Annotated in this window: 20 protein-coding genes, 1 pseudogene and 1 riboswitch; of the genes and pseudogenes, 9 read left to right on the plus strand and 12 right to left on the minus strand. The window is 52.1% G+C overall.

Annotation, left to right across the window (positions count from 1 at the left end; all coding sequences use genetic code 11):
* Positions 1-7: 7 nt before the first annotated feature.
* Positions 8-1,717, minus strand: a complete 1,710-nt coding sequence (locus tag EP25_RS0111670) for a L,D-transpeptidase family protein (RefSeq protein ID WP_051906607.1) — start codon at positions 1,715-1,717, stop codon at positions 8-10.
* 168 nt (positions 1,718-1,885) lie between these two features.
* Here EP25_RS0111670 and dinB point away from each other — a divergent pair, with 168 nt between their 5' ends.
* The gene (gene dinB, locus EP25_RS0111680) at positions 1,886-2,971 is read left to right on the plus strand and encodes a DNA polymerase IV (protein ID WP_031434055.1); all 1,086 of its coding nucleotides are present in this window, start codon (positions 1,886-1,888) and stop codon (positions 2,969-2,971) included.
* Here the strand turns inward: dinB and yjgA are convergent.
* From yjgA to rluD, 7 genes are all read right to left on the minus strand, one after another.
* Positions 2,968-3,501 (minus strand): ribosome biogenesis factor YjgA, encoded by a 534-nt coding sequence (gene yjgA / locus EP25_RS0111685; protein ID WP_031434056.1) that lies wholly within the window; start codon positions 3,499-3,501, stop codon positions 2,968-2,970. The two genes, dinB and yjgA, sit on opposite strands and share 4 nt — an antisense overlap.
* Before the next feature lies 1 nt (position 3,502).
* Positions 3,503-3,688 carry a hypothetical protein gene (locus EP25_RS0111690; RefSeq protein ID WP_051907011.1) on the minus strand — a complete coding sequence of 62 codons (186 nt, stop codon included), beginning with the start codon at positions 3,686-3,688 and terminating at the stop codon, positions 3,503-3,505.
* Between the two features lie 56 nt (positions 3,689-3,744).
* The gene (locus EP25_RS0111695) at positions 3,745-4,464 is read right to left on the minus strand and encodes an SIMPL domain-containing protein (RefSeq protein ID WP_031434058.1); all 720 of its coding nucleotides are present in this window, start codon (positions 4,462-4,464) and stop codon (positions 3,745-3,747) included.
* Between the two features lie 227 nt (positions 4,465-4,691).
* On the minus strand, positions 4,692-5,576 hold the full coding sequence (locus EP25_RS0111700) for an NHL repeat-containing protein (RefSeq protein WP_031434059.1): 885 nt from the start codon (positions 5,574-5,576) through the stop codon (positions 4,692-4,694).
* A 239-nt stretch (positions 5,577-5,815) separates the two neighbouring features.
* On the minus strand, positions 5,816-6,649 hold the full coding sequence (locus tag EP25_RS0111705) for a ZIP family metal transporter (RefSeq protein ID WP_031434060.1): 834 nt from the start codon (positions 6,647-6,649) through the stop codon (positions 5,816-5,818).
* A 2-nt stretch (positions 6,650-6,651) separates the two neighbouring features.
* Positions 6,652-7,374 (minus strand): peptidoglycan editing factor PgeF, encoded by a 723-nt coding sequence (pgeF, locus tag EP25_RS0111710; protein ID WP_031434061.1) that lies wholly within the window; start codon positions 7,372-7,374, stop codon positions 6,652-6,654.
* Positions 7,361-8,305 carry a 23S rRNA pseudouridine(1911/1915/1917) synthase RluD gene (gene rluD / locus EP25_RS0111715; protein ID WP_031434062.1) on the minus strand — a complete coding sequence of 315 codons (945 nt, stop codon included), beginning with the start codon at positions 8,303-8,305 and terminating at the stop codon, positions 7,361-7,363. The genes pgeF and rluD overlap by 14 nt, the downstream gene beginning before the upstream one ends.
* Before the next feature lie 96 nt (positions 8,306-8,401).
* On the opposite strand from rluD, the gene EP25_RS0111720 reads away from it, so the two are divergent.
* Together EP25_RS0111720 and EP25_RS0111725 are read left to right on the plus strand one after the other, a co-directional pair.
* Entirely contained in the window at positions 8,402-9,244 is an 843-nt protein-coding gene (locus EP25_RS0111720) for an outer membrane protein assembly factor BamD (RefSeq protein ID WP_031434063.1), read from the plus strand.
* Positions 9,245-9,258: 14 nt separating this feature from the next.
* Positions 9,259-10,488: a hypothetical protein gene (locus tag EP25_RS0111725; RefSeq protein ID WP_152555637.1), complete on the plus strand. Its 1,230-nt coding sequence runs from the start codon at positions 9,259-9,261 to the stop codon at positions 10,486-10,488.
* A gap of 15 nt (positions 10,489-10,503) precedes the next feature.
* Here the strand turns inward: EP25_RS0111725 and EP25_RS0111730 are convergent, their stop codons facing one another.
* Positions 10,504-11,769, minus strand: a complete 1,266-nt coding sequence (locus tag EP25_RS0111730) for an MgtC/SapB family protein (RefSeq protein ID WP_031434065.1) — start codon at positions 11,767-11,769, stop codon at positions 10,504-10,506.
* Between the two features lie 251 nt (positions 11,770-12,020).
* A riboswitch (cobalamin riboswitch) is annotated at positions 12,021-12,232 on the plus strand.
* 110 nt (positions 12,233-12,342) lie between these two features.
* Here EP25_RS0111730 and EP25_RS0111740 point away from each other — a divergent pair.
* Positions 12,343-14,145: a TonB-dependent receptor domain-containing protein gene (locus EP25_RS0111740; protein WP_031434067.1), complete on the plus strand. Its 1,803-nt coding sequence runs from the start codon at positions 12,343-12,345 to the stop codon at positions 14,143-14,145.
* A 70-nt stretch (positions 14,146-14,215) separates the two neighbouring features.
* On the plus strand, positions 14,216-14,800 hold the full coding sequence (locus tag EP25_RS0111745; protein ID WP_084191025.1) for a hypothetical protein: 585 nt from the start codon (positions 14,216-14,218) through the stop codon (positions 14,798-14,800).
* Positions 14,801-15,311: 511 nt separating this feature from the next.
* On the opposite strand, the gene EP25_RS0111750 is transcribed toward EP25_RS0111745, so the two are convergent.
* Positions 15,312-16,625 carry an IS1380 family transposase gene (locus EP25_RS0111750; RefSeq protein ID WP_031434069.1) on the minus strand — a complete coding sequence of 438 codons (1,314 nt, stop codon included), beginning with the start codon at positions 16,623-16,625 and terminating at the stop codon, positions 15,312-15,314.
* Positions 16,626-16,787: 162 nt separating this feature from the next.
* Between EP25_RS0111750 and EP25_RS22510 the strand changes: the two genes are divergently transcribed.
* The gene (locus tag EP25_RS22510) at positions 16,788-20,162 is read left to right on the plus strand and encodes an Ig-like domain-containing protein (protein ID WP_051906609.1); all 3,375 of its coding nucleotides are present in this window, start codon (positions 16,788-16,790) and stop codon (positions 20,160-20,162) included.
* Positions 20,163-20,212: 50 nt separating this feature from the next.
* A pseudogene (locus tag EP25_RS0111760) lies at positions 20,213-21,091 on the plus strand (IS1380 family transposase); the annotation flags it as partial.
* Here the strand turns inward: EP25_RS0111760 and EP25_RS22515 are convergent.
* Positions 21,057-21,545 carry a transposase gene (locus EP25_RS22515; protein WP_235185888.1) on the minus strand — a complete coding sequence of 163 codons (489 nt, stop codon included), beginning with the start codon at positions 21,543-21,545 and terminating at the stop codon, positions 21,057-21,059. The pseudogene EP25_RS0111760 and the gene EP25_RS22515 overlap by 35 nt on opposite strands.
* A 145-nt stretch (positions 21,546-21,690) precedes the next feature.
* Here EP25_RS22515 and EP25_RS0111770 point away from each other — a divergent pair, with 145 nt between their 5' ends.
* Both EP25_RS0111770 and EP25_RS0111775 read left to right on the plus strand, forming a co-directional pair.
* Positions 21,691-22,464 carry a DUF5765 domain-containing protein gene (locus EP25_RS0111770; protein ID WP_036300500.1) on the plus strand — a complete coding sequence of 258 codons (774 nt, stop codon included), beginning with the start codon at positions 21,691-21,693 and terminating at the stop codon, positions 22,462-22,464.
* The gene (locus EP25_RS0111775; protein WP_031434074.1) at positions 22,461-23,474 is read left to right on the plus strand and encodes a hydrolase; all 1,014 of its coding nucleotides are present in this window, start codon (positions 22,461-22,463) and stop codon (positions 23,472-23,474) included. Before EP25_RS0111770 ends, EP25_RS0111775 begins: the two co-directional genes overlap by 4 nt.
* 337 nt (positions 23,475-23,811) lie before the next feature.
* Here EP25_RS0111775 and EP25_RS0111780 read toward each other — a convergent pair whose 3' ends face one another.
* Complete coding sequence (locus EP25_RS0111780; RefSeq protein ID WP_152555638.1) at positions 23,812-25,098, minus strand: autotransporter outer membrane beta-barrel domain-containing protein; 1,287 nt, start codon at positions 25,096-25,098, stop codon at positions 23,812-23,814.
* Positions 25,099-25,129 lie beyond the last annotated feature (31 nt).

Raw genomic sequence — 25,129 nt, forward strand, 5'->3', positions numbered from 1 at the left:
ACCAGATTCACTGGGTCGAAGCCGTCAAGCTGGCCGCTTCACCCTTTGCTGGATAGAGAGCCTGGTTTAGTCGCTCGTCGTAATTATAGACGTCATCAAAAAAATAAATTTCGTTGTCGATCGCCATTGCCGTGCTGTAAAAAATCAGCACGGCAATGGCATTTCTAACGAAAACCCTTCGATTATCCCCTTCCCGCATGGCTTCCTGGATTTCTTCCCTCCGCCAGCCACCCCGCGAACTTAGCACGAATTGCGCCAACGCCCGGGGTTGTTCGACCCTGATACAACCATGACTGTAATCGCGCCGTTCGGATAGAAACAGTTTTTTTGCCGGCGTATCGTGCATGTAGACATCATAACGGTTGGGAAAAATAAATTTGACCAAGCCTAACGAGTTTTTCGGCCCCGGACGCTGCCTGATCTTCATCGCCCCTTGGCGCAGCAACTGCAAACTGTCTTCGGTCAGCCGTTGCGGCTCGGCATTGACACTAAAATACTGAACCAACTCCATGTTTTGCTGTTCCAGGTAATCCGGGTTTTTCAGCAGGCTCGGCAGGATTTCCTTATACGTAATATTTTTCGGCACATTCCAATACGGCCTGAATTCAAGATAAGCCAAATCGGCCATGAATACCGGCGTTTGATTCTTCTTGGCGATCCCCACCACCACCTTCATCGACAAATCACTAGGTCCGTTCAAGTTACCGGCTTGGTAAGCCCATAAGCGAAAAGCGGGGATATTCACCAGAATCAAACCTTGACCCTGATGCAACTCGGGCAACCAACGCATTCTTTCCAATGCCAGCTCAATTTGCCGAACCCGCTCGGTTAACGGTGTATTCAACGCCGCCAAGGTTTTTTCGCCGACGATGCCATCGTCATTAAGCCCATGCAAGCGTTGGAAATGTTTGAGCGCATCCACCATTTCGCCCCGATAGATATCGGATAGGTCGGCATAATCATGCAGCAAACCCAACACCTGCAATTTGTGCCTTAATAAGGGTATCTGAGGATCGCTATCCCCTTCTTCCAGCATTCCCTCGAATACGAGGCTGGGGAACCGAAAGTTGCGGGCCAATTCGCGATAATGTCTCAAGGCTTGCTTAAGTCGGCGATAAGACGACCAATTTGGTTCGACCCGTTCGGTCAATTGCGTAATTTGAACGTTTCGAACGGCGTCGATCAGAAAACCGAGCAATAGGTCATAATCGGTAGCGCGCCAAAAGCCGAAGCGTTCGTTTTTACGATCAATCCGTCCGCGATGAACGTCACTTAAATAACGCAACGTACTCAGGCTCAAGGCAGTATCGAGCAAAGTCAATTCGAAATTATTGGCTGGTTGCTTTCCTTGCAACTGCCGCCACTTCGTTTTCAAATTATCCACATCATAAACAGCGATCGGCAACCCGCTGTCGGGAGCGGACTCAAGCAAACGGAATACCTCGGCGGCATGAGTATGCAGATCATCCCGGCTGAGCCAAAGCAAGGGCTGGGGAGACTCGAAATATAGGCGTTTTAGGGCAACTTGTTCGCTCTCGGAAATAGTTTGCGATAAATAAGGATGTTTTCTAAAACTCAATACCGATGTAATGACGGCAGGGGGCGGAAAAGAAGAGGATACGGATGAATCGGCAAATGCGGAAACCAACGAAAAAATGACGCAATGCAACAGTATTATGCATTGCACAAGAAAAGTCGGCACCTTAAAGTAGTTCATTGAAACCTGCCAAATATTATCGAGCGATCAAACCACTGCTTGCCGACAGTGACTTGCCGCATACTTATATTGTGTTGGTCTCCCATAATAGCAATTTTGTTCATTTCCTCCATTTGTCATTACAATATTTGTGACCCATCCGAATCTTTATAGTAATCCACAATGAGCATGGCCGCCTCGAAACCTGATCGCAAAATCATTCATATCGACATGGATGCTTTTTTTGCCGCGGTGGAACAGCGCGACAATCCGAACTACCGAAACAAACCCATTGTAGTTGGCGGGAGGCCGGATTCGCGCGGCGTGGTCGCCACTTGCAGTTACGAGGCCAGAAAATACGGAATCCGTTCGGCCATGCCGTCCTCGCAAGCCTATCGTCTTTGCCCTCAGGCACTTTTCATCAAACCTCGTTTCGAAGCCTACAAAGAAGCTTCGACCATCATCCGTCGCATATTCTCCGACTATACCGAACTGTTCGAACCGCTGTCTCTCGATGAGGCCTATCTGGATGTCAGCGCGGTAAAACGCTGCCAAGGTTCGGCAACGCTAGTCGCCCGGGCGATCAAACACGATATAAAGCACCAAACCGACCTGACCGCATCGGCCGGCATTTCCTACAATAAATTTTTGGCAAAAATCGCTTCGGATATGGACAAGCCCGATGGGCTCTATGTGATCACACCGGAACAGGGGCCTATGTTTGTCGAACAGCTCCCGATAGGAAAATTCCCCGGCATCGGCCAGGCCACGGAAAAGAAGATGCATGCCCTGGGCATAAAAAACGGAAAGGATCTGAAAACTTTACCGCTGTCCATGCTAATCCAACATTTCGGCAAGGCCGGCCAGCATTATTTCAACATCGCCCGGGGCATCGACAACCGGCCAGTCAATAATCGCCGCCCCAGCAAATCGGTCGGTATTGAAATGACTTATCAACAGGATCTCGATGACCGAAATCTGATTCTGCAACAGCTATTGGCCCTACTGGACAAGGCATTGCGAAAACTAAACGACAAGCGCTTAACCGCCCATACCGTCACGATCAAGATCAAATATCAGAATTTCGTACAAATCACCCGCAGCCGCACCCTGCCGCAACCCATCTTAAACGCCCAGGGCATCGATTTGGTTTTTTCCGAATTGTTGAAGGACACCGACATCGGTACCAAGAAAGTACGCTTGCTTGGCGTTACGCTATCATCCCTGGATAAACCGGATCTGCGCCATTTCCGGCAACTGGACCTGTTCTGTTAATTCGTGCTGATCAGTTCCTTGAGATATTGATATAACAAACGGGCCGACCTCGGCGGCTTTTCGGCTTGCCGCTCTTTTAACGCGTTGCGCTGCAATTGCCAAATATGCTGGCTGTCGGCCTGGGGAAATTCGCTCAACAACCGGGTCAACTGCTCGTGGCCGTTCTCAGACAGCAATTGATCGCGCCACTGTTCGGCCTGGTGATGCTCCCGCACCGCATGGGCGCTTTGATTCTTGATTCGGGCCAGCTTCTCCTGCACCGCTTCCAGGTCGATCTTACGCAGTTGCGCGGTAATATACTTTAATTGACGCTTTCTGGCCCCCTTATGCGGCATTTTCGCGGCTTCCAGCACTGCCTTGTAAATGTTTTCCGGCAATTCTAATGAATCGATTTGCGTTTCCGCCAAGTCGCAGATTTCTTCCGCCATAGCGAACACGACGGCGATATCCCGCTTGATCTGGGATTTATTCGGCCGCACCGCGTATTCGATCAATTCCTCATCGTCGTCGTAATAATCTTCTTCCTGCATCTCAAACCATCATAATCAAAAAAATCACAAACATCACGACAAAAGCGATCGGCACCAGCACGCCGGCCCAATCTTTGGGAGCCCGTTTACTCATTTCCAACGACCCCTTGACGCCGGGCCACATCCAGAAGATGACCAACACCACCAATACGCCCAGCAACAAATTTTCCCATCCTGAAGTTTCCATCATTTTGCCTCCGCGGTTACAAAATTCATTGTAACAGAGCCGCGCTGCAACGGCATTCAGTCGGTCAAATAATATTCGATCGTCGAAACGACTCTGATCTTCTTGATATGCGGATTGTTTTTGTCGCGCGGCGAGATGGAAAAACTGCCTTGGGAAGCGCGTTTGATTTTGCCCAGCAGACTGTTAGAATCCTCGGCAAACTTTTGCGCAACTTCGCGCGCCTTGGTCGTGGCTTCCTGGATCATTTCCGGTTTCACGTCATTGAGACGGGTAAACAAATACTCCTCCCGATTCTGGTAATCGCCTTCGGTAAAGACGATGCCCCGCTTGCCCAGTTCGTTCAACTGTTTCATTAGCGAGCGTACTTGTTGGACTTCGCCGGAATACACCGTCACCGTTTGTATCGCGCTGTAACGGAATTCGACTTTTTGGTCGCCGCCAAAACGTTGCGCTAATTTATCGGTAATGGACGGCGCGGAGACGGTCATTTCGTTTTCCTTGATGCCCGCTTTGCGGAGAAACGCCTGGATTTCATTGGTGTTCCTTTCCACTTGCGCGTATATTCCCTCGAGTTGATTATCGGCGGCGGTGAACTGAATGGGCCAGATCACGATGTCGGCGGGAAACTCACGCTCCGACAGCCCCTTGACCGTGACGCTGCGTTCATAGGCCTTGAAGCGCAGAGCCGCATTTCCCAGCAAATAGCCCAGCGAAGAAAGACCCAGGATAATTGAAATCCCCAAAATCAGGGCTTGTGTATTTTTGTTCCGTTCCATTCGAGCCTCCTCGTTAACTGACCGATGACCGGATAAGCAGACATCATACTGCGATTTTGCTCGGCCCTCATGATAATTCGATGTCATTCGAATTAGTTGCAGTGAACGGACGTGAAATGGCAAATGTCATCCATACCGCAGGAAACCGAAGATCGGCGCGATCTTAACCGTTCTGGCCTATGAGACAATCGGCTAAACGATTATCTCATAGGATGCGGCATTGACGCCTAAGTCGCCTGGTGACGTTTGCGATTTGAAGAAAATATCAACAAGAATAGACCCGAAATGAACAACCAAGCCGTTTGCGGCAGAGGCACAAATGACAGCTTAATAATTTTGGTATGATCGATGTTATCTATCATATACAAATTGCCTGCGTCATCGAAGGTAAGCTCTCCTCCGGTTTCATCGAAAGTCGCAATTCTTTCCGCATTAATCGAATCGGAAAGATCGAACATATAGATCGAATTTTGCGTAAAACCTAAATCCGCCCTCCCCGGCGTAGAAATGAAAATATGGCCCAGGCTGTCCAAAGCAATGCCGGTTCCGACAACATTTTCCAACAATATTGTCCTGTTTCCAGCAGAATCTATGCGATAGACGTTTCCGAAGGTTCCGTCCGACTCCATCCTGCCGGTGTAATAGACATTCCCTTCTGAATCGGCATCGACGCCGGTAGGTCGATGATGATTGAAAGTTCTTACATCCCCTATTAATTCAGGAATAGTCGCATTAATTTTTCGAATCACACCGGCATCTCCTGATGCCGCGCGCTCACTCACATAAAGGTTACCCAATCCATCAAAATCGAGCCCGGTCACGCCATCATAGCTTGTCGCGTAAGAAACGAAATTTGAAATTGAAGTGTAAGCGGAAGACGCTTCCAATTTTAAAATACTGACACCCCCGCTGCCGTCATCCGAAACGTCTTCAATATATAGATTTCCAGTCGCATCGAATTCAATCGACCTGGTGGCGGTAGCCAGCGTCAGATAATCGGTCGCGTTCCACCCGGGGGCCAGATAGGTCGCAACCAAAGCATGCGCCGGTGATAACAAACACGTGCCGCCAACGAGTAACCCTACTTTTATATATTTCGTCAAACTTTTCATAAGGCGTTCCTCTAGTAAGTTTGAATAAGTGATTCAATTCGCTTGATCGGGCACATGCAAGATAAACCCAACAAACGAAATGGGAATATAGTGAAACAGAAGAAACTATTCCAGAAGGGTGTATTTTGTCGCTTCCTCTCTTAGCCAGTCTGGCGATGGAAATCAAAATTTATCAAGTAGAAAATTTAGGATAATATTACCTCTGAATTGGCTTATCCGCTAGAATAATTATTACATTGTCAACGCGAAACTTTTTCGAAGTTCTCGGCGATTTCTATGTCATGCGCCACGCCGTGCAAGGAAAAAATCAACAATACGCCGGCCAGGATCAAGCCGATCTGCTCAAGCGAAGTCTTGATATCGGTTTTTCTATGCAGCGACGGAATCAAGTCGCCGACGGCGATGTAGATAAAGCTGGAAGCCGCCAAAGTCAGGAAATAAGGAAGGATATCGTGCAAATCCTCCAGGCTGAAATAGGCCAACACGCCGCCAATCACCGTCGTCAAGCTGGCCAGAATGTTATAGAACAGCGCCTTGCCCTTGCTATAGCCGCTTTCCAACAAGATGGCGAAATCGCCGACTTCCTGGGGAATTTCATGGGCGGCAACGGCCAGGCTGGTGACGATGCCTAATTGTACATCGGTCAGAAAGGCCGCGGCGATCAACACGCCGTCGACAAAATTATGGATGCTGTCGCCCAGTATGATCAACGCGCCGGTCGAACGTCGCCCGTGACCGTGATGATGATCATGGCCTTCATCGAGATGCACCTCGCAAGAATGAGAATGACAATGACGCCAGATCAATAATTTCTCCAAGGTGAAAAACAAAAGAATGCCGACCAGGATGCTTCCCGATAACGATTGAATTTGGTCTGGGCGCACCTCTTCCAGGGCATGCGGAATCAAGCCCCAAAACGAAACGGTCAACAACGCGCCGATGGCGAAACTAATGCCGTGCGGCAATATGCGGTTCCTATGGCGTTCGGGCAACAATAGAAAAACACCGGCCGCCAATACGCTCAATACACCGCCGACTGCGGTAAAAACGATGATAAAAAACAATAACTCCAACGTCAGTCTCTCCAGATGAGGGTGGCCATACGGCCGGTTTCGCCATCACGGCGGTAGGAATAAAAACGCTCGGCTTCCATAACGGTGCAATAATTGCCGCCGAAAATGCGCTCAACACCCTGTTGCCTCAGGGTGATGCGCGCCAATTGATAAATATCGGCCAGCCATTTTTCGCCCCTCGATTCCTTGAAGGCAACGGCGAAATCCGGCGATTTGTTTAGGAAAACCCGTCTGACCTCACTCCCGACTTCGAACCGCTCGGGACCAATGGCGGGCCCCAGCCAAACCAATAAATCGCGAGACCCCATTGCTTCGATCGTCCGCTCGATAACGCCCGCCGCCAGACCGCGCCAACCGGCATGAGCAGTGGCAATGATACTGCCGGCTGCGTTGGTGAAAACCAACGGCAAACAATCCGCCGTCAAGACAACGCAGACGATTCCTGCCCGGTCGCTATAACTCGCGTCCGCCTCCTCCACGCCGTTGACCCGATCGGCCTTGATCACTCTGCTGCCATGCACCTGTCGCAACCAAACCGGCTCTGCAGGCAAGCGCAGGTCATGTTTAATCCGGTTCCGGTTCTCGAAAACGTCTTCCTGCCGGTCGCCGACATGTGCCGCCGGGTTCAAGCTGGCATAACCGCCCTCACTGACGCCGCCGGTGCGCAGCGTGGTAACGGCATGAACATGAGCCGGTGCCGGCCAGTCGGCTTCAATCCAATTCATCTTCCGCCAACACACTTAACAATTGCTGCATGTCCGCCGGCAACGGCTGCTCCCATTCGCAATATTCTCCGCTCACCGGATGCTCCAGCCCCAACTTGGCCGCATGCAAAGCTTGGCGCTTGAAATCGCGCAAAGCCTGCGCCAGCTTCTCGCTACATCCGGCCGGCAGTTGAAATCGCCCACCGTAAACTTGGTCTCCGACCAAGGGATAATTGATATGGGCCATATGCACCCGGATTTGGTGCGTACGGCCCGTCTCCAATTTGACCCTGATCAGTGTATGCCGTTTGAAACGCCGTTCTAGCCGGTAGTGTGTCACGGCCGGCTTGCCGTCCTCTCTGACGGCGTTGCGCTTGCGGTCCACCGGATGCCGGCCGATCGGTTCATCGATCGTGCCGCCGGCGGTCATCCAACCCTTGACCAAGGCCAGATATTCGCGGTTGATGCTGCGTTCCTGTAATTGCTCGGTCAAACTATGATGGGCCTGCAATGTTTTTGCCACCATCAATAAACCACTGGTGTCTTTATCCAGGCGATGTACGATGCCGGCGCGGGGCAATGTGTTCAGATTCGGGTCATGGTTGAGCAGCGCATTGACCAAAGTACCATGCCAATTGCCTGCGGCCGGATGTACGACCAATCCGGCCGGTTTATTGACGATCAAGATGGATTCGTCTTCATAGACGAGATCCAGCGGAATATCCTCGGCCTCATTCTCCAGAACCACTTCCGCCTCGGCATCCAGCCTGATCTCCTCGCCGCCGACCAATTTGTCCTTTGCTTTCAGTGTGCGGCCGTCGACCAGCACCCGTCCGGACTTGACCCAGGTTTGCAGTTTGCTGCGCGAATAGTCCGGAAACATTTCCGCCAAACACTGATCCAGACGCATTCCCGCTAGCTCATCGGGGACAATTGCCGTTAATATAGCCATATCCAACTGTTTTTAAGTTATACTCGCCTGTGGCGATAAGCCCGGGCTTTAAAAAATCACAAAAAACCCGCTATATTACAACGTGCTGTCATTAATATGCGATTTCTTTTCATAAAAATTTTATTTCTTCTAACCTTACTGACCCTGCTGCCGGGCTGCGAAACATTGAAGAATTTGCAATCGGGCGACTCCGGTTCCGATGCCGAATACACCGGCTGGGACGCCAAACAATTCCATGAAAAGGCGCGAGCCGCCATGGAGGCCGGCAATTATCAAAAAGCGATCAAGCTCTATGAAACGCTGGAAGCGCGTTATCCGTTCGGCGATTATGCCGCGCAAACCCAACTCGATGTCGCCTACGCCTATTACAAAAACGACGACCCGGAAGCTGCCATCGCCGCCGCCGACCGTTTTATCAAAATTCATCCCAGAAATCCCAATGTCGATTATGCCTATTATTTGAGAGGCTTGGTCAATTACAATCGCGGCATCGGCTTTCTCGACCGTTTTCTGCCCACCGACGCCTCGCAACGCGACCCCGGCAACGCCCGCAACGCCTACGATAACTTCGCCGAACTGATACGCCGGTTCCCCGACAGCAAATACGTGCCCGATGCGAAACAGCGCATGATTGCGCTGCGTAACAATCTGGCCATGTACGAAGTTCACGTGGCGCGCTTTTATATGAAACGACGCGCCTATGTCGCCGCCGCCAATCGCGCCAGCCATGTCGTGCAAGAATACCAACGCACGCCGGCCGTCCCTTATGCCCTGCAAATCATGCGGCAGGCCTATACTAAACTTAACCTGACCGACCTGGCCGCCGATGCGGAGCGGGTGTACAAGCAAAACTATCCCGACGGCCCCCCGGTGAAAGAAAGCGAAGGCGAGAAAACTTTTGTCGAAGCGCTTTGGGACAGCATTGGTTTCGACGAATAACACAAGGTCGAGCGATGAGGGGAAAACAGAGAACGCTTTTTAACAAATGGCAATTACTGTACCTCCTCATCGCTCCGGCACTCGCCTGCGCCCACCACCCCGCTAACGCGCCCCCACTGTTTCAAAACCGCTTTTTCACCCTCTCCCAAGACAATTCATTGCTGTGCGCGACCAGCGACAACCAATATAAACCCATCGCAGAACTGCGCCAGGTCATCGCTTATTACGAAAAGGACGCGGCGGATCTGCGTTCCCATTCCGTTGCGGTATTAACCGACCACACCCACCCGCGTCATTTGGAGGATTTGCAGGAATTTCGCGAAGATTGCGCCGGTCGTTCGTCGCCCGATCTGTGTGTGCTGGAGAAATATTGGGACAGCGAGGAAGCGGCGCTCAGGGCCCTGGCGCTATTCTACGACACCAAGACCATCATCAAGCACAGCGACGATTACCGCATTCCCCGTTTTAAGGACGACCATCTGCGCGTCTTCGAGAAAGGCATCCGGAAGATTCCGCCGTTCCTGCGGCAAACGATCAGCCGGGCAAAACCGATGGAACGATTGGAGCAAGCGATAGAAAAAGTTCCGGCGCATATACAAAGCCTGATCAAGGAGGCGTTCCCGGAAGATTACGGCACCAGCGTCTGGACAGATCACACCCGCCCGTTGATGATCGTACCGGGCACCGGTTTCAGGGGGGAAACGGTCGCGCAAGTGTTCAGCGGCCAGAATATGATCATCTTCACGATCAAGGCCTTCGACAAGGCCAAGGATGGCAGGATGTACCGCGACATTAACTTAAAATACCTGGTTGACTTCCGCCTGCCCATCCTGATTCATGAAATCGCTCATACCATCGACAACTTCCATTTCTGGAACGGCACCGACGATCTGTACTTCTTTTACTGGTACCGCAAGATGTCCACCGACAATGCCACAGCGAAATTAATCCTGAATGCTAAACTGGCGCTATGGCCGTCGAAATGGTTCGAAGCCTTCGAATATTTATGGGAAGTCAATGAAGGCCGCTATAACGGCAGAATCCAGGAGAAATTGGCCGAACTGGTGGCGCAATATGTGCTGATTCCCGAACGATTGAAGCAAAGTTCGCCGGTCGCGTATCGATGGTTGCGGGACGACGTCTTTCACGGCCTCGAATACCAAGGCTACGACACCTGTTCCAGCCCGGTTACCAAACCGCTCAACCTGTGGGAAGACGCCATCGCCAAGGTCCTTGGCCAATAGTCACCGGGTTTCGATTTACCAGACCCAGAGCCAAACCGCAATTCCGCCGCCCATAACGCTGCCCGACAAAGGCAGCCCGACGCGAATACCAATTTGGCGTCCACCGATAAAAGTTGCCATCCCGCTTTTTATCAGGTTGTTGACGCTAGCCGCGATAATGATGCCGGTCACCGCTATTTGCACTGCCAAATCATCCTGACTCATACGCGCCAGCGATAATGTAATCGCATCCACGTCCGCCACGCCCGAAGCGGCGGAGAGCGCCAAAACCCCGGCTTCGCCGAACCAATTCTGTAAAGCTTTTCCAAGCAACATAACGATGGCCAGCAACAAGCCGAAACTCAGCGCCGTGGTTAATTCCAAGGGATTTTTCAAAGGCACCGACGCGACCGCTTTCTTGTGCGATGCCAGCCGCCAATAACACAGTGCCGGCAGATAGCAGATCAGCGCCATCACCGCCGCCGGCACCAACAGTAACTTGAATAAATCGGGATTGATCAAACTCGCGACCAGCAACATGCGCGGAAACATGGTTCCGCAGGCGAGCAACACCCCCATCGCCAGTATCGATGCCATTGCTCCGTCGCGATAACGCGACAACCGGGAAAAGTGCAACGTGAGCGCGGTGGACGAGGCCAAGCCGCTGAACAAACCGGTAAAGAGAGATCCCCGTTTCGCGCCGCCGATCTTGATGGCAAAATAACCGACAAACGAAATGGTCGCGACCAATACCACCATCCACCAGATCGTATAAGGATTTAGGGCTTGCCAGGGACCATAACCCTGATTCGGAAAAATCGGCAATAGCACCACCGAAATCAGTAACAGTTTGATTCCCGCTCTCAGCTCGTTGCCTTCCAAATGACTCACCCAACGATGCAGCAACGGCTTGTAACTCAACAGCATCGTCGCCACCACCGCCGACGCCGCGGCAATCGCTATTTCCCCGCTTGCCGCCAGCGCGCCCAGAAAAAAGGTCAACAACGCCGCAATCAGACTTGTGATGCCGACATCTTTCCCCTTACGCATATTGACCACATAAGCCACGGTCAGCATGCCCGCCAACCCGAGGAATACCAAACCCAAGACCAGCGAACCGAGCTGTTCCGTCAGCAAGGATGCAACTCCGCCCAACAGGCCGATCAAGCCGTAGGTGCGCACTCCAGCGATGCGGCCGCCTTCCTCCGCCTCGCGTTCTTCCCAGCCGCGCTCAAGGCCGATCATCAGACCGATGGCCAGAGCGACGCTTAAAAAATAAAAAGCTTGTTGAGTCTCACTCATGTATTTGCCATGTATTGTTCGACAGATAATAGGTATAACAATACATCAGACGATGGGCTTAGCAAAAATTCGAGCGATATCGTGTAAAAAAATCATTTAGCCGACTTGCTTGGGGACGAATTGCTATTTTTTCTCACTCATTAAAACATTTATATAGCGCGCAAAGTGTGAGTGTATTTTGGATGTTATTACATCGTTGCAAACGTCCCCTCTATTCTCTCAACCTTGACTTTATTTGTTGACTCTCTATAATTCGCCTCTTGCTTTCTGGTGCCTGGTGACTTCATCACAGGCTTAAAAGGGAAGCCGGTGCGTTGTTCGACAACAAGGCCGGCGCTGCCCCCGCAACGGTAGATAAGTAAAAGAACCGTCATATGCCACTGTGTCCGAGGATATGGGAAGGCGATAGTTTTGGCTTCCGCCACTTATGAGCCCGGAGACCTGCCTGAGAGTATCTCGGTGCAGCGGAGGGCTGTGTACGAAAGCGACAAGGCCATTCCCTTTTGTCTTTTCCTCATTCCTTCCTCTGCGATTATTTCAGCTTTCGTTTGCGCGGGCGGCGCAGAGGATATAATGTATAAAGTTTATTTCAGCACGTTCTTGTTGGCCGGAATCAGTCCGGCATTGGCCGACGAATCGGTCCAGCTCCCTAACTATGTCGTCACGGCTACACGGGCCGACATTCCCACTAACCAGTTGTCGGCGGCCACCACCGTTTATACCCGTAACGATATCGAGCAATATCAGGTCAACACATTGCCGGAACTGCTGCAACGCACCACCGGCATCGATATGACCCAGAACGGCGGCATGGGCAAAAACACCAGTGTTTTCATGCGCGGCACCAATTCCGATCATGTCTTGGTGCTGATCGACGGCATCAAAGCCGGCTCGGTTACGAGCGGCACGTCACCGTTTCAATACCTGCCAGTCGATCAAATCGAACGCGTCGAAATCATACGCGGGCCGCAATCGAGCCTGTACGGCTCCGAGGCCATCGGCGGCGTGATCCAGATTTTCACGCGCAAAGGCAAACAACAGGCAACGCCTAGCATCACGCTCGATGCCGGAGGCGGCAATTACGATACCCTGCAAACTTCAGGCTCGATCAGCGGCAAATGGCACAAGGCCTGGTACACCCTTTCCGCCTCGCATATCAATACCCAGGGCTTCGATGCCCGCGAACCGACCAGCCGGGTCGATGATCCCGACAACGACGGTTATTACAACACCGGCCTCAACGCCAAGCTCGGGTACCGTTTCGACAACAACGCCGAAATCGAAGCGTTTTATATGAGGACGGAAGGACGCACCGATTTCGACGGCACCCCGAACAAAACCGAATTCGTCAATCAGGTGGTCGGCCTATCCGGAGCGGCGGATATAACCGATATCTGGCATTCGACGTTACGGCTGGGGCAAAGCCGCGACGATAACGATAATTTCGCGCCGGACGGTTCTTTTTACAGCCGCTTCGGCACCACCCGCTGGAACGTCAGTTGGCTGAACGAATTGCAATTGGCCGACGACCATCAATTGGTGCTCGGTTCCGATTACCGCCTGGATGAAGTCGATAGCAGCACCGATTTTACCGAGAGCGAACGCTATGGCGTCGGCATCTTTGGTGAATTACACAGCCGTCTGTTCGAGCGTCACTACATCAACGCCTCGCTGCGCTGGGACGAAAACGAAGCCTTCGGCGACTATGTCACCGGCAGTTTCGGCTGGCGTTTTAACTGGGACTATGGAATCAGCGCTTTCGCTAGTTTCGGCAATGCCTTCAAGGCCCCGACATTCAACGAACTGTTCTGGCCGAACACCGGCTTCGGCGGCGGCAATCCCAATCTGGAACCCGAGGAATCGACCACCTTCGAAGCAGGCCTGGCCGGCGCTCATGACTGGCTGAACTGGGAAGTGCGCGCTTACCACACCAATATCGATAACCTGATCGCTAATTGGCCGCCGGAAAATATCGACAAGGCGCAAATCGACGGCATCGAAACGGAAATTGGCGCGAAGATTCTCGGCTGGCACAACAAGCTAGGATTTCAGCTATTGAGCCCCAAAGACCGCATCACCAACAAACGGCTACCGCGCCGGGCCGAGAAAATCCTGACTTACGACCTGTCCCGCTCATTCGAGGCGATCGATGTCGGCGCCAGCATTTTGGCGCGCGGCGACAGTTTTGACAATAGCAGCAACAGCACCAAGGTGGCAGGGTTCGTCACAGTTGATCTGAGGGCCGCTTATCATTTCGACCGGCACTGGCGCATCAGCGCCAAACTGAAGAATCTGCTGGATAAACAATATCAACTCGCCGATACTTATAACACTGCGGATAGAAACTTTTTTGTATCGATTCATTATAATAACTGAATGGAGTCGCCATGGAGGGCGTGACCTAACCGTCTTACCCGATTTATCAATTTAACACTGAGGATTCATTATGCTAAGCAAACTACTCCCCGCCCAACTCAAACCCGGCGCATTCGCCCTGATGGTTGTCATGGCCGCGACCCGCATTCATCATTACGGTGGCCCCGTGTCGTTACCGGACGCCTCGGTGGCGGTATTTTTTCTGAGCGGTTTATGGTTCGGCGGCATCACGCTGTTCGTCGCCCTGTTGGTCGAAGCCGCAGTATTGGACTATATCGCCATCGGACATCTCGGCGTCAGCGGCTATTGCGTTTCGCCCGCTTACGTCTTTTTGATCGCGACCTATGGTGCGGTTTGGTTCGGAGGCCAATATTGCAAACGTTTTACCGGCCATAACGCTTCTCACTTAGCGATAAAATTCGCCATTTTGATTGCTTCCGTTTCGATGGGCTTTTTGATCTCCAACGGCAGTTTCTATCTGTTATCGGGCAGATACCCCGACAGCAACTGGGCCGAATACATAAACCGCGTCATGATGTATTACCCCCCTTATTTGAAATATGCTGTCGTTTACGTCCTCGGCATTTACGGCGTGAGCCGGTTATTCAAGCTGTTAGCCGCTACGGCGACGGAAAAGGAATCTCCTAAAGCTTAATCGCCCAAATCAAGCAACCGCTTCGACAGCAGTACACACAAGGACGTGTTCACTCCCTCCCAAGCAGCCTATGCCGCAAGCCGATTCGAGCGGTAAACGATTCGTAAACTAGCAAAAATCAACGCCTGACAAGCCGCCATATCTTCAATAATTGTTGCCGATTGCTACCCTCTACATTTCCTATTGTCTACCCAAGCCAAAAAACATTACACTAGCTAGGGATAAAATCTAATAAAGCGAACAACCGTTTAAGCTAAGGAATGCTGCGCAGGCGGACACCTTCGGCTTTATCGGATCGCGACTCTCTCAACAACGGCATTGTCTTCCCTAGCCCGGATATTTCATCAGTCCCTTGAAACCCTATCGAAACCCTCATTTGTTTTAAAACATGCGATCGTAAGGAGAAATTGAGCGGTCAAAAAGGGAATTAAGCATTGATTTCCGTTTTTCAGGCGCAACTTCCCCTTACCCCATTGTTTATCAGCGTGCCGGGCACAGCACTCTGTTTGTACTAATCAGGGCACAGGCGCTGACAAACGGATTTAAACAGGGATTGAAACGGATACTGACTGCTGAACAGCAGTCGAATACGACGGGTGTTACGAATGATGACGGCACCGATTTTAAACAATTTCAGGCGAATGGTGGCGCAAGTGGCTGTCGCTAGTTCGGTGTTGTTGAGGGCGATTCGGCGAATCGCCTGGATCAGGGTATAGGCCAAGGTGGATAACAGCAAACGAAACTGATTCGGCCACCACAGGCTGCAACTGGTGCGGTCGGCAAACAGATCCAACTGTTGTTCTTTAATCCGGTTTTCCATGTCGCCGCGGGCGCAATAAATTTGTTCATAAAGGCTTTGGGCATCGCCGTCCAGATTGGTTACGACATAGCGGGGATTACTCCCTTGGCTCATGTGTTCGGCCTTAAGAATGACACGGCGTCGGCGTTTCCAGGTGCCGGCTTTATAGTGGAAATCGGTAAAGAGACGCTGTTTCTGCTGTTCGCTTTGGAACTGTTGCCGGGCTTGTTCAATCCAGGGTTGGCTTAAGCGCGTTAAGCGTTTATTTTTGGCCAACCCGACAATATAGTGAACGCGATGCCGCTCGCACCAACTCAGCATCTTATGGCGACAAAAACCGCCATCGCCGCGAAACGTGATGTCAACGTCCGGCCAAGCCTGACGCAAGCGCCGAACCAGCAAAGCCAGAATCGCCCAACTATGCTTGGCGCCATCAATATTGCTGGGACGTAGATAACTGACCAAGCAGTGATGGCCGCAAAAGACATACAACGGCAGGAAACAATAGTGCCGATAGTAGCCATGAAAAAAACGTCCGTCCTGTTCGCCATGAACCGGATCATCGGTGGCGTCGAAATCCAGGATCAACGATTTCGGCGGTGTCTCATACGAAGCGATAAACTGCGCCACCAGTTCCTCATGAACGCGCCACATTAATTCTCGATCCGCCCGCTGTTCGAACCGGCACAAGGTCGATGGACTACTGAGGGTGCGATCCTGCTCCACCGCCGTCTGCAAGGCGATATCATTTCTGAGCGTGTCATGATCATTCAAATCCTCATACCCACACGCCAAGCCATAAACCCGTTGACGGAGCAGGTTGATCACAGAGTGTTGCACGCGGTCAGGGGCTCTGGCGTCAGGAATCTGCGCCGCTATCCGTTCGGTTAATCCTAATTGCTGGTCAATCGCTCTTAACAACAGCACACCGCCATCACTGGTGATCGCTCCACCACTGAATTGGGCGTCTATTTTACGGCGTTTTAAGGGAGGAAATTCTATCTGAGCTGGAGTACAATTTGTCATGGGCAAGTTGTTGGTTAAATTCAATATAAGTAACTGAATTTTATCAAATATCAACAAACTTGCCCGCCTCTATCATGAAATATTCGGGCTAGCGGTAACAATGGAGGTTCAAAGGCTCAGCCGAAGCAATCCCGCGAAAATTATAATTAAAAGGGGTGTGTTATGAATCGGTTCTTGTTCGCGTTAACTCTGGTTGCCTCCCTGTCACTTTCGCCATACTCGATAGCAGCGGATACCCTCCGTGAGGAATTGGCGCTGAAAGCCCAGCAACAACTGCTCGGTATGCGCGATGCCTTCGGCCTAAACGAAAATCATTCGTTTCAAGTAAAGAATCTGCAACAGGACGCGCTGGGGCATACCCATGTGCGTTTGCAACAGTATTATCATGGCATCCGCGTTTGGGGCGGCGAGGCCATTACCCATACCCAGGCCAATAGAATGGCGCTGCCCCCGACCTCGATGCTCAAACCGGACATTCGGGTCGATATCGAACCCAAGCTTTCCGGCGCCGAAGCCCTCGCCGTCATCGAACATGACAACGCGCCTCGCGCCGGTTTTACCCTGAAACCGGAACCGGAGTTGGTGATCTATCCGCAAACGATCAGGCATTTACAGGCCAACAAAGCGCTAAGACGACGCCAAGAACCCAATGCGGCCGATTTCGCGACCGAAGTAACCGGTTACCGACTGGCTTACTACGTCCATACCGAACGTAACAAACTCGGCGATACCCAACACACCGATTATTTGATCGATGCCCACAACGGTGAAATCATCGAAAAATGGGACAGCCTGATGACGGCCAATGCCATCGGCGCCGGCAAGAGCCAATACAGCGGCACGGTGCCACTGAATAGCAACAGCGTGACCAGCGGATTCGAATTGAAGGACTCTACCCGGCCCAGCAGCGGCAGCAACATGGTTTACAACTTGGATCATGCCACGTCAGGCACCGGCACGCTTTACACCGATGCCGACAATACCTGGGGCGACGGCAACAATTACCAGGAGGACCCGGAGCCGACCACCTCCGCCAACGGCCAGACCGCCGCGGTCGATGCCGCTTACGGCATCCAATTGACCTGGGACATGTACAAGAACGTCTTCGGCCGCCAGGGTCTCGATGGACAAGGCACCGCGACCTACGCCCGCGTGCATTACGACTACGCCTACGACAACGCCTTCTACTCAAAATATTGCAAATGCATCACCTATGGCGACGGCACCAAGCTGCAGACGCTGACCGCGCTGGATGTCGCCGCCCATGAATACTCCCATGGCGTCTGCACGATGACGGCCGACCTGATTTACAAGGGAGAGTCCGGCGGCTTGAACGAAGCCAATTCGGACATCATGGGAACGATGGCGGAATTTTATTCCAGGGGCGCCAACGGAAAAGGCAACAAAATTCCCGATACCGGCGGCAACTGGACGCACGGCGAGCAAATGACGACGCCCGCCTATCCATTGAAAATGCGCTTCTTGTACAAACCCAGCAAGGACGGCAAAAGTCCCGACGCCTGGAGTCCCGGTCTGAAGGATATCGACGTGCATTACAGTTCGGGACCGATGAATCGCGCCTTTTACTTCCTGAGCCAGGGCGCCACCACCAGCGGCGACACCTCGTCCACCTATTTGCCGCAAGGCATGACCGGCATAGGCAACGACAAGGCCGCCAAGATCTGGTTTCGCGCCATGACCGTCTATATGACCTCTTCGACCGATTATTTGGGCGCGCGAATCGCCTGCATCAACGCGGCTAGGGATTTATACGCCACCGCCGGCCCCGAGGAAATCGCCGTCTGGAACGCCTTCGCCGCGATCAATGTCGGCGACCCTTGGACCGGGCCCGACAATCCGCCCGTCGTCAACGTCAGCGTCAACGGCGACAAGGGCGTTCTGACTTTCAGCGCCAGCGCCAGCGACGACCAAGGCGTCGTCAAGGTTGAGTTTTTCTTGGACGGCGCCTTAGTCGGAACGAAAACCGCGCCGCCCTATACGATGGACTACGACTCCCGGATGCAGAACGACGGGGCGCATACGCTGGTAGCCAGGGCGACCGACACCACGGGGCAATATACTGACGCCAGCAAGACCATTACCATCAACAACGGCCAATTGATTCGTAACGGCAGCTTCGAGAAAGGCTATGGCGTGGGCTGGTCGAATACGACCGGCATGCAGATCGGCGCGATACTTAACGAAACGCCTTACGACGGCACCAAGATGGCCAAGTTCTGCGGCAGCGGCTCGCAAAAAAGCGTCGCCCTGTTCCAAACCGTCGCCATTCCCGCCACCACCCCAGCGGCGACGCTGAGTTACGCCTTGCATATCGCTACCGAGGAAACCTCGAGTTCGGTCCGCGACACCCTGGCCGTGCAGCTACGCAACACCTCCGGAGACATTCTGACCACTTTGGCGACCCACAGCAATCTGAACGCGAAAGCGGGCTATCAACTTCATAGCCACGACGTCTCCGCCTACAAGGGGCGATCCGTCCAGGTCTATTTCCTGTGCGCCGAGGATTCGGCCCTCGCCACCGGCTTTATTTTGGACAAGGTGAATCTGAACGTGAGCGGCGATGGCGGCACTGGAGAGGATAACGTCGCGCCCAACGTCAGCGCCAGCGTAAGCGGTTCCAGCGGCAACATCACGTTTTCGGCCACGGCCTCCGACAACGTCGGCGTCGTCAAAGTTTCGTTTTACGTCGACAACAGCTTGAAAGGAAGCGATCAAACCGCGCCTTACATCATGACACTGGACAGCAAAACGCTGGCCAATGGCAGCCATACGCTTATCGCGAAAGCCTATGACGCCGCCGCTAACGTCGGTACCTCCACGCCGGTAACCTTCACGGTGAACAACGCCACCGAAGACGACGAAGCACCGACCATTGCGGTCGGCACGAGCGGCAACGGCGGCCCCATTACCTTCAACGCCACGGCCAGCGACAACGTCGGCGTCAGCAAGGTGGAATTTTATGTCGACAATGTCCTGAAAGGCTACGATACGACCGCGCCTTACTCCTTGGTACTCGACTCGCTGACACTCGGCAACGGCAGCCATACGCTGGTCGGCAAGGCCTACGATGCCGCCGGCAATGTCGGCACATCCCAGGCTGTCGCTTTCACGGTCGACAACACCGGCCCCGGAGCAACGACTTATCACGAAAGGGAAAGCAACGGCACCACCCAAACGGCCAATAGCGTCGGCAACGCGGTCACGACTATCGTCGGGTATATCGAGAACTCGATCGACAAAGATTATTTCAAGATCGAACTGCTTGCCGGCCAGGATCTGACGGTGAACATGACCGGGCCCGCCAGGGACTACGATCTTTACTTGCTGAACAGCTCCGGCAGAACCTTAAGAAGCAGCGCCAATGTCGGCTCAAGCGAATCGGTGAATTACACCAATTCGGGTTCGTCAATCGCCAGCTTTTACCTCAAGGTCGTCGCCTTCGGCGGCGCGTACAGCAAAAACGAGCCTTATAATCTAACCCGAATATTTCATGATAGAGGCGGGCAAGTTTGTTGATATTTGATAAAATTCAGTTACTTATATTGAATTTAACCAACAACTTGCCCATGACAAATTGTACTCCAGCTCAGATAGAATTTCCTCCCTTAAAACGCCGTAAAATAGACGCCCAATTCAGTGGTGGAGCGATCACCAGTGATGGCGGTGTGCTGTTGTTAAGAGCGATTGACCAGCAGTTAGGGTTAACCGAACGGATAGCGGCGCAGATTCCTGACGCCAGAGCCCCTGACCGCGTGCAACACTCTGTGATCAACCTGCTCCGTCAACGGGTTTATGGCTTGGCGTGTGGGTATGAGGATTTGAATGATCATGACACGCTCAGAAATGATATCGCCTTTCAGACGGCGGTGGAAAAGGATCAGACATTGGGCAGCCGATCCACCTTGTGCCGGTTTGAGCAGCAGGCGGATCGCGCCTTGATGTGGCGCGTTCATGAGGAACTGGTGGCGCAGTTTATCGCTTCGTATGAGACACCGCCGAAATCGTTGATCCTGGACTTCGACGCCACCGATGATCCGGTTCATGGCGAACAGGACGGACGTTTTTTTCATGGCTACTATCGGCACTATTGTTTCCTGCCGTTGTATGTCTTTTGCGGCCATCATTGCTTGGTCAGTTATCTACGCCCCAGCAATATTGATGGCGCCAAGCACAGCTGGGCGATTCTGGCGTTGCTGGTCAGGCGCTTGCGTCAGGCTTGGCCGGACGTTGACATCACGTTTCGCGGCGATGGCGGTTTTTGTCGCCATAAGATGCTGAGTTGGTGCGAGCGGCATCGCGTTCACTATATTGTCGGGTTGGCCAAAAATAAACGCTTAACGCGCTTAAGCCAACCCTGGATTGAACAAGCCCGGCAACAGTTCCAAAGCGAACAGCAGAAACAGCGTCTCTTTACCGATTTCCACTATAAAGATCGTCGGTGGCGTCGAAGTCCAGGACCAACGATTTCGGCGGTGTCTCATACGAAGCGATAAACTGCGCCACCAGTTCCTCATGAACGCGCCACATCAAGGCGCGATCCGCCTGCTGCTCAAACCGGCACAAGGTGGATCGGCTGCCCAATGTCTGATCCTTTTCCACCGCCGTCTGAAAGGCGATATCATTTCTGAGCGTGTCATGATCATTCAAATCCTCATACCCACACGCCAAGCCATAAACCCGTTGACGGAGCAGGTTGAGCACAGAGTGTTGCACGCGGTCAGGGGCTCTGGCGTCAGGAATCTGCGCCGCTATCCGTTCGGTTAATCCTAATTGCTGGTCAATCGCTCTTAACAACAGCACACCGCCATCACTGGTGATCGCTCCACCACTGAATTGGGCGTCTATTTTACGGCGTTTTAAGGGAGGAAATTCTATCTGAGCTGGAGTACAATTTGTCATGGGCAAGTTGTTGGTTAAATTCAATATAAGTAACTGAATTTTATCAAATATCAACAAACTTGCCCGCCTCTATCATGAAATATTCGGGTTAGATTTACGTTGCGAAGCGTTGTCGGAAGTTAAAATAATAACAGAGGAATAGCGTATGTGTTGGAGTGGAGAGGCCTCGGCTGTCCTGGCAACGGCCGGATTTAGCAGTACCGCGTATTTTTATAGGAAAGGCGAGTCTAAAGCGTTATGCGCCGCGCTCGCGTATTTTTCCCTAATGGAGTTATTGCAGGCCAACACCTACACGGTAATCGACCAATGCTTCAATCCGCGCAACCAGGTCGCCACCTTTCTCGGCTATATGCATATCGCCTTTCAGCCGTTCTTCGTCAATGCCGTCGCGATGCATTTTATTCCGCCGCCCATGCGACAGCGCATCGCTCTTTGGGTCTATACGCTGTGTTTCGCCGCCGCCGTCGTCTTTATGATGCGTATTTATCCTTTCTCGTGGGGAGAGTTCTGCTTCGATAAAAGCTACCAACTTTTATTTAATTCAGATATTAAATTCAGCATGCCATTTTGCGGCGAACGGATTTGCTCCACCTCCGGCGAATGGCATATCGCTTGGGCGATTCCGGCCAAGGGAGGTATCGGCATGGCTAATTCCTACATTTATGCCACATTTCTGCTGCCGTTGCTCTACGGTTCCTGGAAAGTGGTTCTATACCACGCAATCACCGGACCGTTGCTGTCCTTTTTGACCACTAATAACATGAACGAATGGGCGGCGGTCTGGTGCCTTTATTCCATCGGCTTGCTGCTGTTGCTGATCAAGACCCCGATCCGTCATTATTTGCACACCGACTCCTGGTACGGTCTGCGACTGCCGCCATATTTCCGCGTCGAGGCCAAGACCAGCGGCGAAGCATGACTCAACGCCACGCTTTCCAGCCGGCCTGGTGGCTACGCAATGCCCATTTACAAACGCTGTATCCGGCGCTGCTGCGCAGGGAAAAAACATCGTTGCCTTTGCGGCGGGAAAGATTGAATACGCCGGACGGCGATTTTATCGATTTGGACTGGTGCGGCGCGGGAAATAAGCCGCTGACGATTTTGCTGCACGGCCTGACCGGCAGTTCCCGTTCCGGTTACGTCACGGGTTTGCAAAAAACACTGTTGGATCGAGGGTGGCGCAGCGTCGCACTGAATTTTCGCGGCTGCAGCGGCGAACCGAATCGTCTGGCCCGGGGATACCATTCCGGCGACACCGGCGATATCGACTTCGTCTACCGCACCTTGCGCCAACGCGAACCGAACGCTAAATTGGCCGCCGTCGGCTTTTCCCTGGGCGGCAACGTTTTGCTTAAATGGTTGGGCGAACGAGGCGTCAAGCTTAAGCTGTCGGCTGCCGTAGCGGTCTGCGTGCCGCTGCAACTGGATATCTGCGCGACGACCATGGACAAGGGTTTCAGCAAAGTCTACCGCGACAGGTTGATCCGCGAGTTAAAACACTATATCCGCGACAAGCATCGTTATTTGCTTAACGCCGGCAATACCCAGGAAGCCGATAAGATCGCCAGGCTGGGTAATTTATCGAAAATCCGCTCATTTTGGGAATACGACGACCAGGTCGTGGCCGCCTTGCACGATTTCGACAGCGCCACGCATTATTACCGCCAGTCCAGCTCGCGCCAATATCTTAAAAAAATCGCGGTGCCGACCTTGTTGATTCAGGCCTTGGACGACCCCTTCATGACGCCCGAAGTGTTGCCCAAGAAACACGAATTATCCGCCCATGTCAGGTTGGAAACGACGGCAGGCGGCGGCCATGTAGGCTTCATCTCCGGCCGCGTCCCCTTCAAGCCGCACTACTGGCTGGAACGACGGATTCCGGAATTTTTGCAGCGCTACCTTAACAATTCGCCGTCTGCCGGACTCTAATCGATTTCATAAAAACACCAACAGGATGAACAAGCCGACTGAACCTCTTGTCAGTGCTACCGCAATCACGACCGCAAACTCAGACCCGGCATGGCATTTTCGCATTGTTATTACCCGGACCTGGTATTGACTGGCTGGACTGGACCGGCGGATTGCGACGCTGGGCATCAGTGATAACAGTTGAGTCGTTCGCTTTCGGCTGATGACTTGTTACGGCATTTATTCCTAGTGAGTCCAAATCCTTGATACGTTGTTTGCTTTTTCTTCCGCAAACAATACTCGTTTGCCGAATGGCGAGATACGCTAAAACCATCTGGCGCCGAGTTGGCAATATCGATTAATCCAATTCCATCCGAACTCCCATAGACAACGAGTCACTGGTGACACTATTCAAATCCAATAATTTTTCGTATATCACGAATGCCGAGAGCCCTTTGCTAAATTGTGCGGAAAAACCGGCCGTGATAGCCGCATAGTCTCTGTCCATCGCACTGTTGCGCAAGGTGAAACCGCCCGTCCCGGTTGGAGCGTTGACGAAGCGCACATTGACGCTTTGAGAGTTATTGGCAAACTCATGAATGTATTCGGCCGATACTGTCGGCATCAATACGCCCCAGGATTGGCTCCATGCATAACTGACCTGAGTACCGAAATTTCCGGTAATGGATTCGTATTCTTGTTCGCCGATAGCCAAAACCAAAGAACCGCCTTTTCCGGAAGGATTGGATAGCGATTCGGTATAGCCTTCCAATTGAATATTACGATACATCCAACGTGCGGTCGGCGTTACGGTCCATCCGCCGAAATTAAAATTGTAACCGGTGATGACGCCGGCAGAATAAGTGTCGGAATCGACATTAGCGGTCGCAACCTGATTAACTCCGGTATAAGCCACGTTGCGCAAAGTGCGGTGACGCTGATCGGCGTAAGCAAAGGTACCGTCAATAAAAAAACTATCGCCAACGTAATATGATCCATAAATCGAAAAAGCGTAACCATTGGTATCGATATCGCCGGCCCCTTGTTTTAATTCGCTGTCTGAACTGAGATAACTGCTAGTCAATCCGACAATCAAATTATCGGTAAAACGATAATCTGCGCCGATAGTCACTTTGGAATCGAACAAGTTAAAACCGGGGTTCAGGTTGATGCGATCATATTCTTGCCAGGAAGTGTGGCCATTGGCAAAAACATCGAAACGACTGATAATCGAATCCGCGCTCGCACCACCGCCAATTTGACGCAACAGCGCCAAACGGGTAAAACTGTCCATAATGGCGCTGCTCGTGATATTGGCATTATTGGCAATAATTTCATCCGGGGTCAAAGCGCCTAAAGAACGGCTGGCATCCGATAAGGCATCAAAACAATCCGCTTCAAAATCAGATCCTAGAGTAGCGGAATTACAGGCTTCAAACAAAGCGTCGGCCAAATCGTCAAAATTTAAATTGTCGGTTGGTAACGGTAATGGTGGCGACGGAGGCGAGCCAGCAACGGCGATTTGAGTTGATGAAATAAAGAACAGTAAAAATAAGAGAACGAGACGACTATATAGTTTCATTGTATTATCAGCGTTAATTGAAAAGAATGTTTTAAACTGAATAAATATTAAAATTTTTTTCAAATTTTAATAGAAATGTGAACTATTACAAACT

It is taken from the genome of Methylomarinum vadi (assembly GCF_000733935.1).
GTDB classification, from domain to species: domain Bacteria; phylum Pseudomonadota; class Gammaproteobacteria; order Methylococcales; family Methylomonadaceae; genus Methylomarinum; species Methylomarinum vadi.

What these genes read in the sequence shown, in the direction of transcription:
- EP25_RS0111745 (WP_084191025.1), top strand. Translation starts at nt 14,216, where the DNA reads ATGCTAAGCAAACTACTCCCCGCCCAACTCAAACCCGGCGCATTCGCC.
- EP25_RS22515 (WP_235185888.1), bottom strand. Translation starts at nt 21,545, where the DNA reads ATGACAAATTGTACTCCAGCTCAGATAGAATTTCCTCCCTTAAAACGC.
- EP25_RS0111725 (WP_152555637.1), top strand. Translation starts at nt 9,259, where the DNA reads ATGAGGGGAAAACAGAGAACGCTTTTTAACAAATGGCAATTACTGTAC.
- EP25_RS0111690 (WP_051907011.1), bottom strand. Translation starts at nt 3,688, where the DNA reads ATGGAAACTTCAGGATGGGAAAATTTGTTGCTGGGCGTATTGGTGGTG.
- rluD (WP_031434062.1), bottom strand. Translation starts at nt 8,305, where the DNA reads ATGGCTATATTAACGGCAATTGTCCCCGATGAGCTAGCGGGAATGCGT.
- pgeF (WP_031434061.1), bottom strand. Translation starts at nt 7,374, where the DNA reads ATGAATTGGATTGAAGCCGACTGGCCGGCACCGGCTCATGTTCATGCC.
- EP25_RS0111695 (WP_031434058.1), bottom strand. Translation starts at nt 4,464, where the DNA reads ATGGAACGGAACAAAAATACACAAGCCCTGATTTTGGGGATTTCAATT.
- EP25_RS0111775 (WP_031434074.1), top strand. Translation starts at nt 22,461, where the DNA reads ATGACTCAACGCCACGCTTTCCAGCCGGCCTGGTGGCTACGCAATGCC.
- yjgA (WP_031434056.1), bottom strand. Translation starts at nt 3,501, where the DNA reads ATGCAGGAAGAAGATTATTACGACGACGATGAGGAATTGATCGAATAC.
- EP25_RS0111670 (WP_051906607.1), bottom strand. Translation starts at nt 1,717, where the DNA reads ATGAACTACTTTAAGGTGCCGACTTTTCTTGTGCAATGCATAATACTG.
- EP25_RS0111770 (WP_036300500.1), top strand. Translation starts at nt 21,691, where the DNA reads ATGTGTTGGAGTGGAGAGGCCTCGGCTGTCCTGGCAACGGCCGGATTT.
- EP25_RS22510 (WP_051906609.1), top strand. Translation starts at nt 16,788, where the DNA reads ATGAATCGGTTCTTGTTCGCGTTAACTCTGGTTGCCTCCCTGTCACTT.
- EP25_RS0111730 (WP_031434065.1), bottom strand. Translation starts at nt 11,769, where the DNA reads ATGAGTGAGACTCAACAAGCTTTTTATTTTTTAAGCGTCGCTCTGGCC.
- dinB (WP_031434055.1), top strand. Translation starts at nt 1,886, where the DNA reads ATGGCCGCCTCGAAACCTGATCGCAAAATCATTCATATCGACATGGAT.
- EP25_RS0111740 (WP_031434067.1), top strand. Translation starts at nt 12,343, where the DNA reads ATGTATAAAGTTTATTTCAGCACGTTCTTGTTGGCCGGAATCAGTCCG.
- EP25_RS0111750 (WP_031434069.1), bottom strand. Translation starts at nt 16,625, where the DNA reads ATGACAAATTGTACTCCAGCTCAGATAGAATTTCCTCCCTTAAAACGC.
- EP25_RS0111700 (WP_031434059.1), bottom strand. Translation starts at nt 5,576, where the DNA reads ATGAAAAGTTTGACGAAATATATAAAAGTAGGGTTACTCGTTGGCGGC.
- EP25_RS0111720 (WP_031434063.1), top strand. Translation starts at nt 8,402, where the DNA reads ATGCGATTTCTTTTCATAAAAATTTTATTTCTTCTAACCTTACTGACC.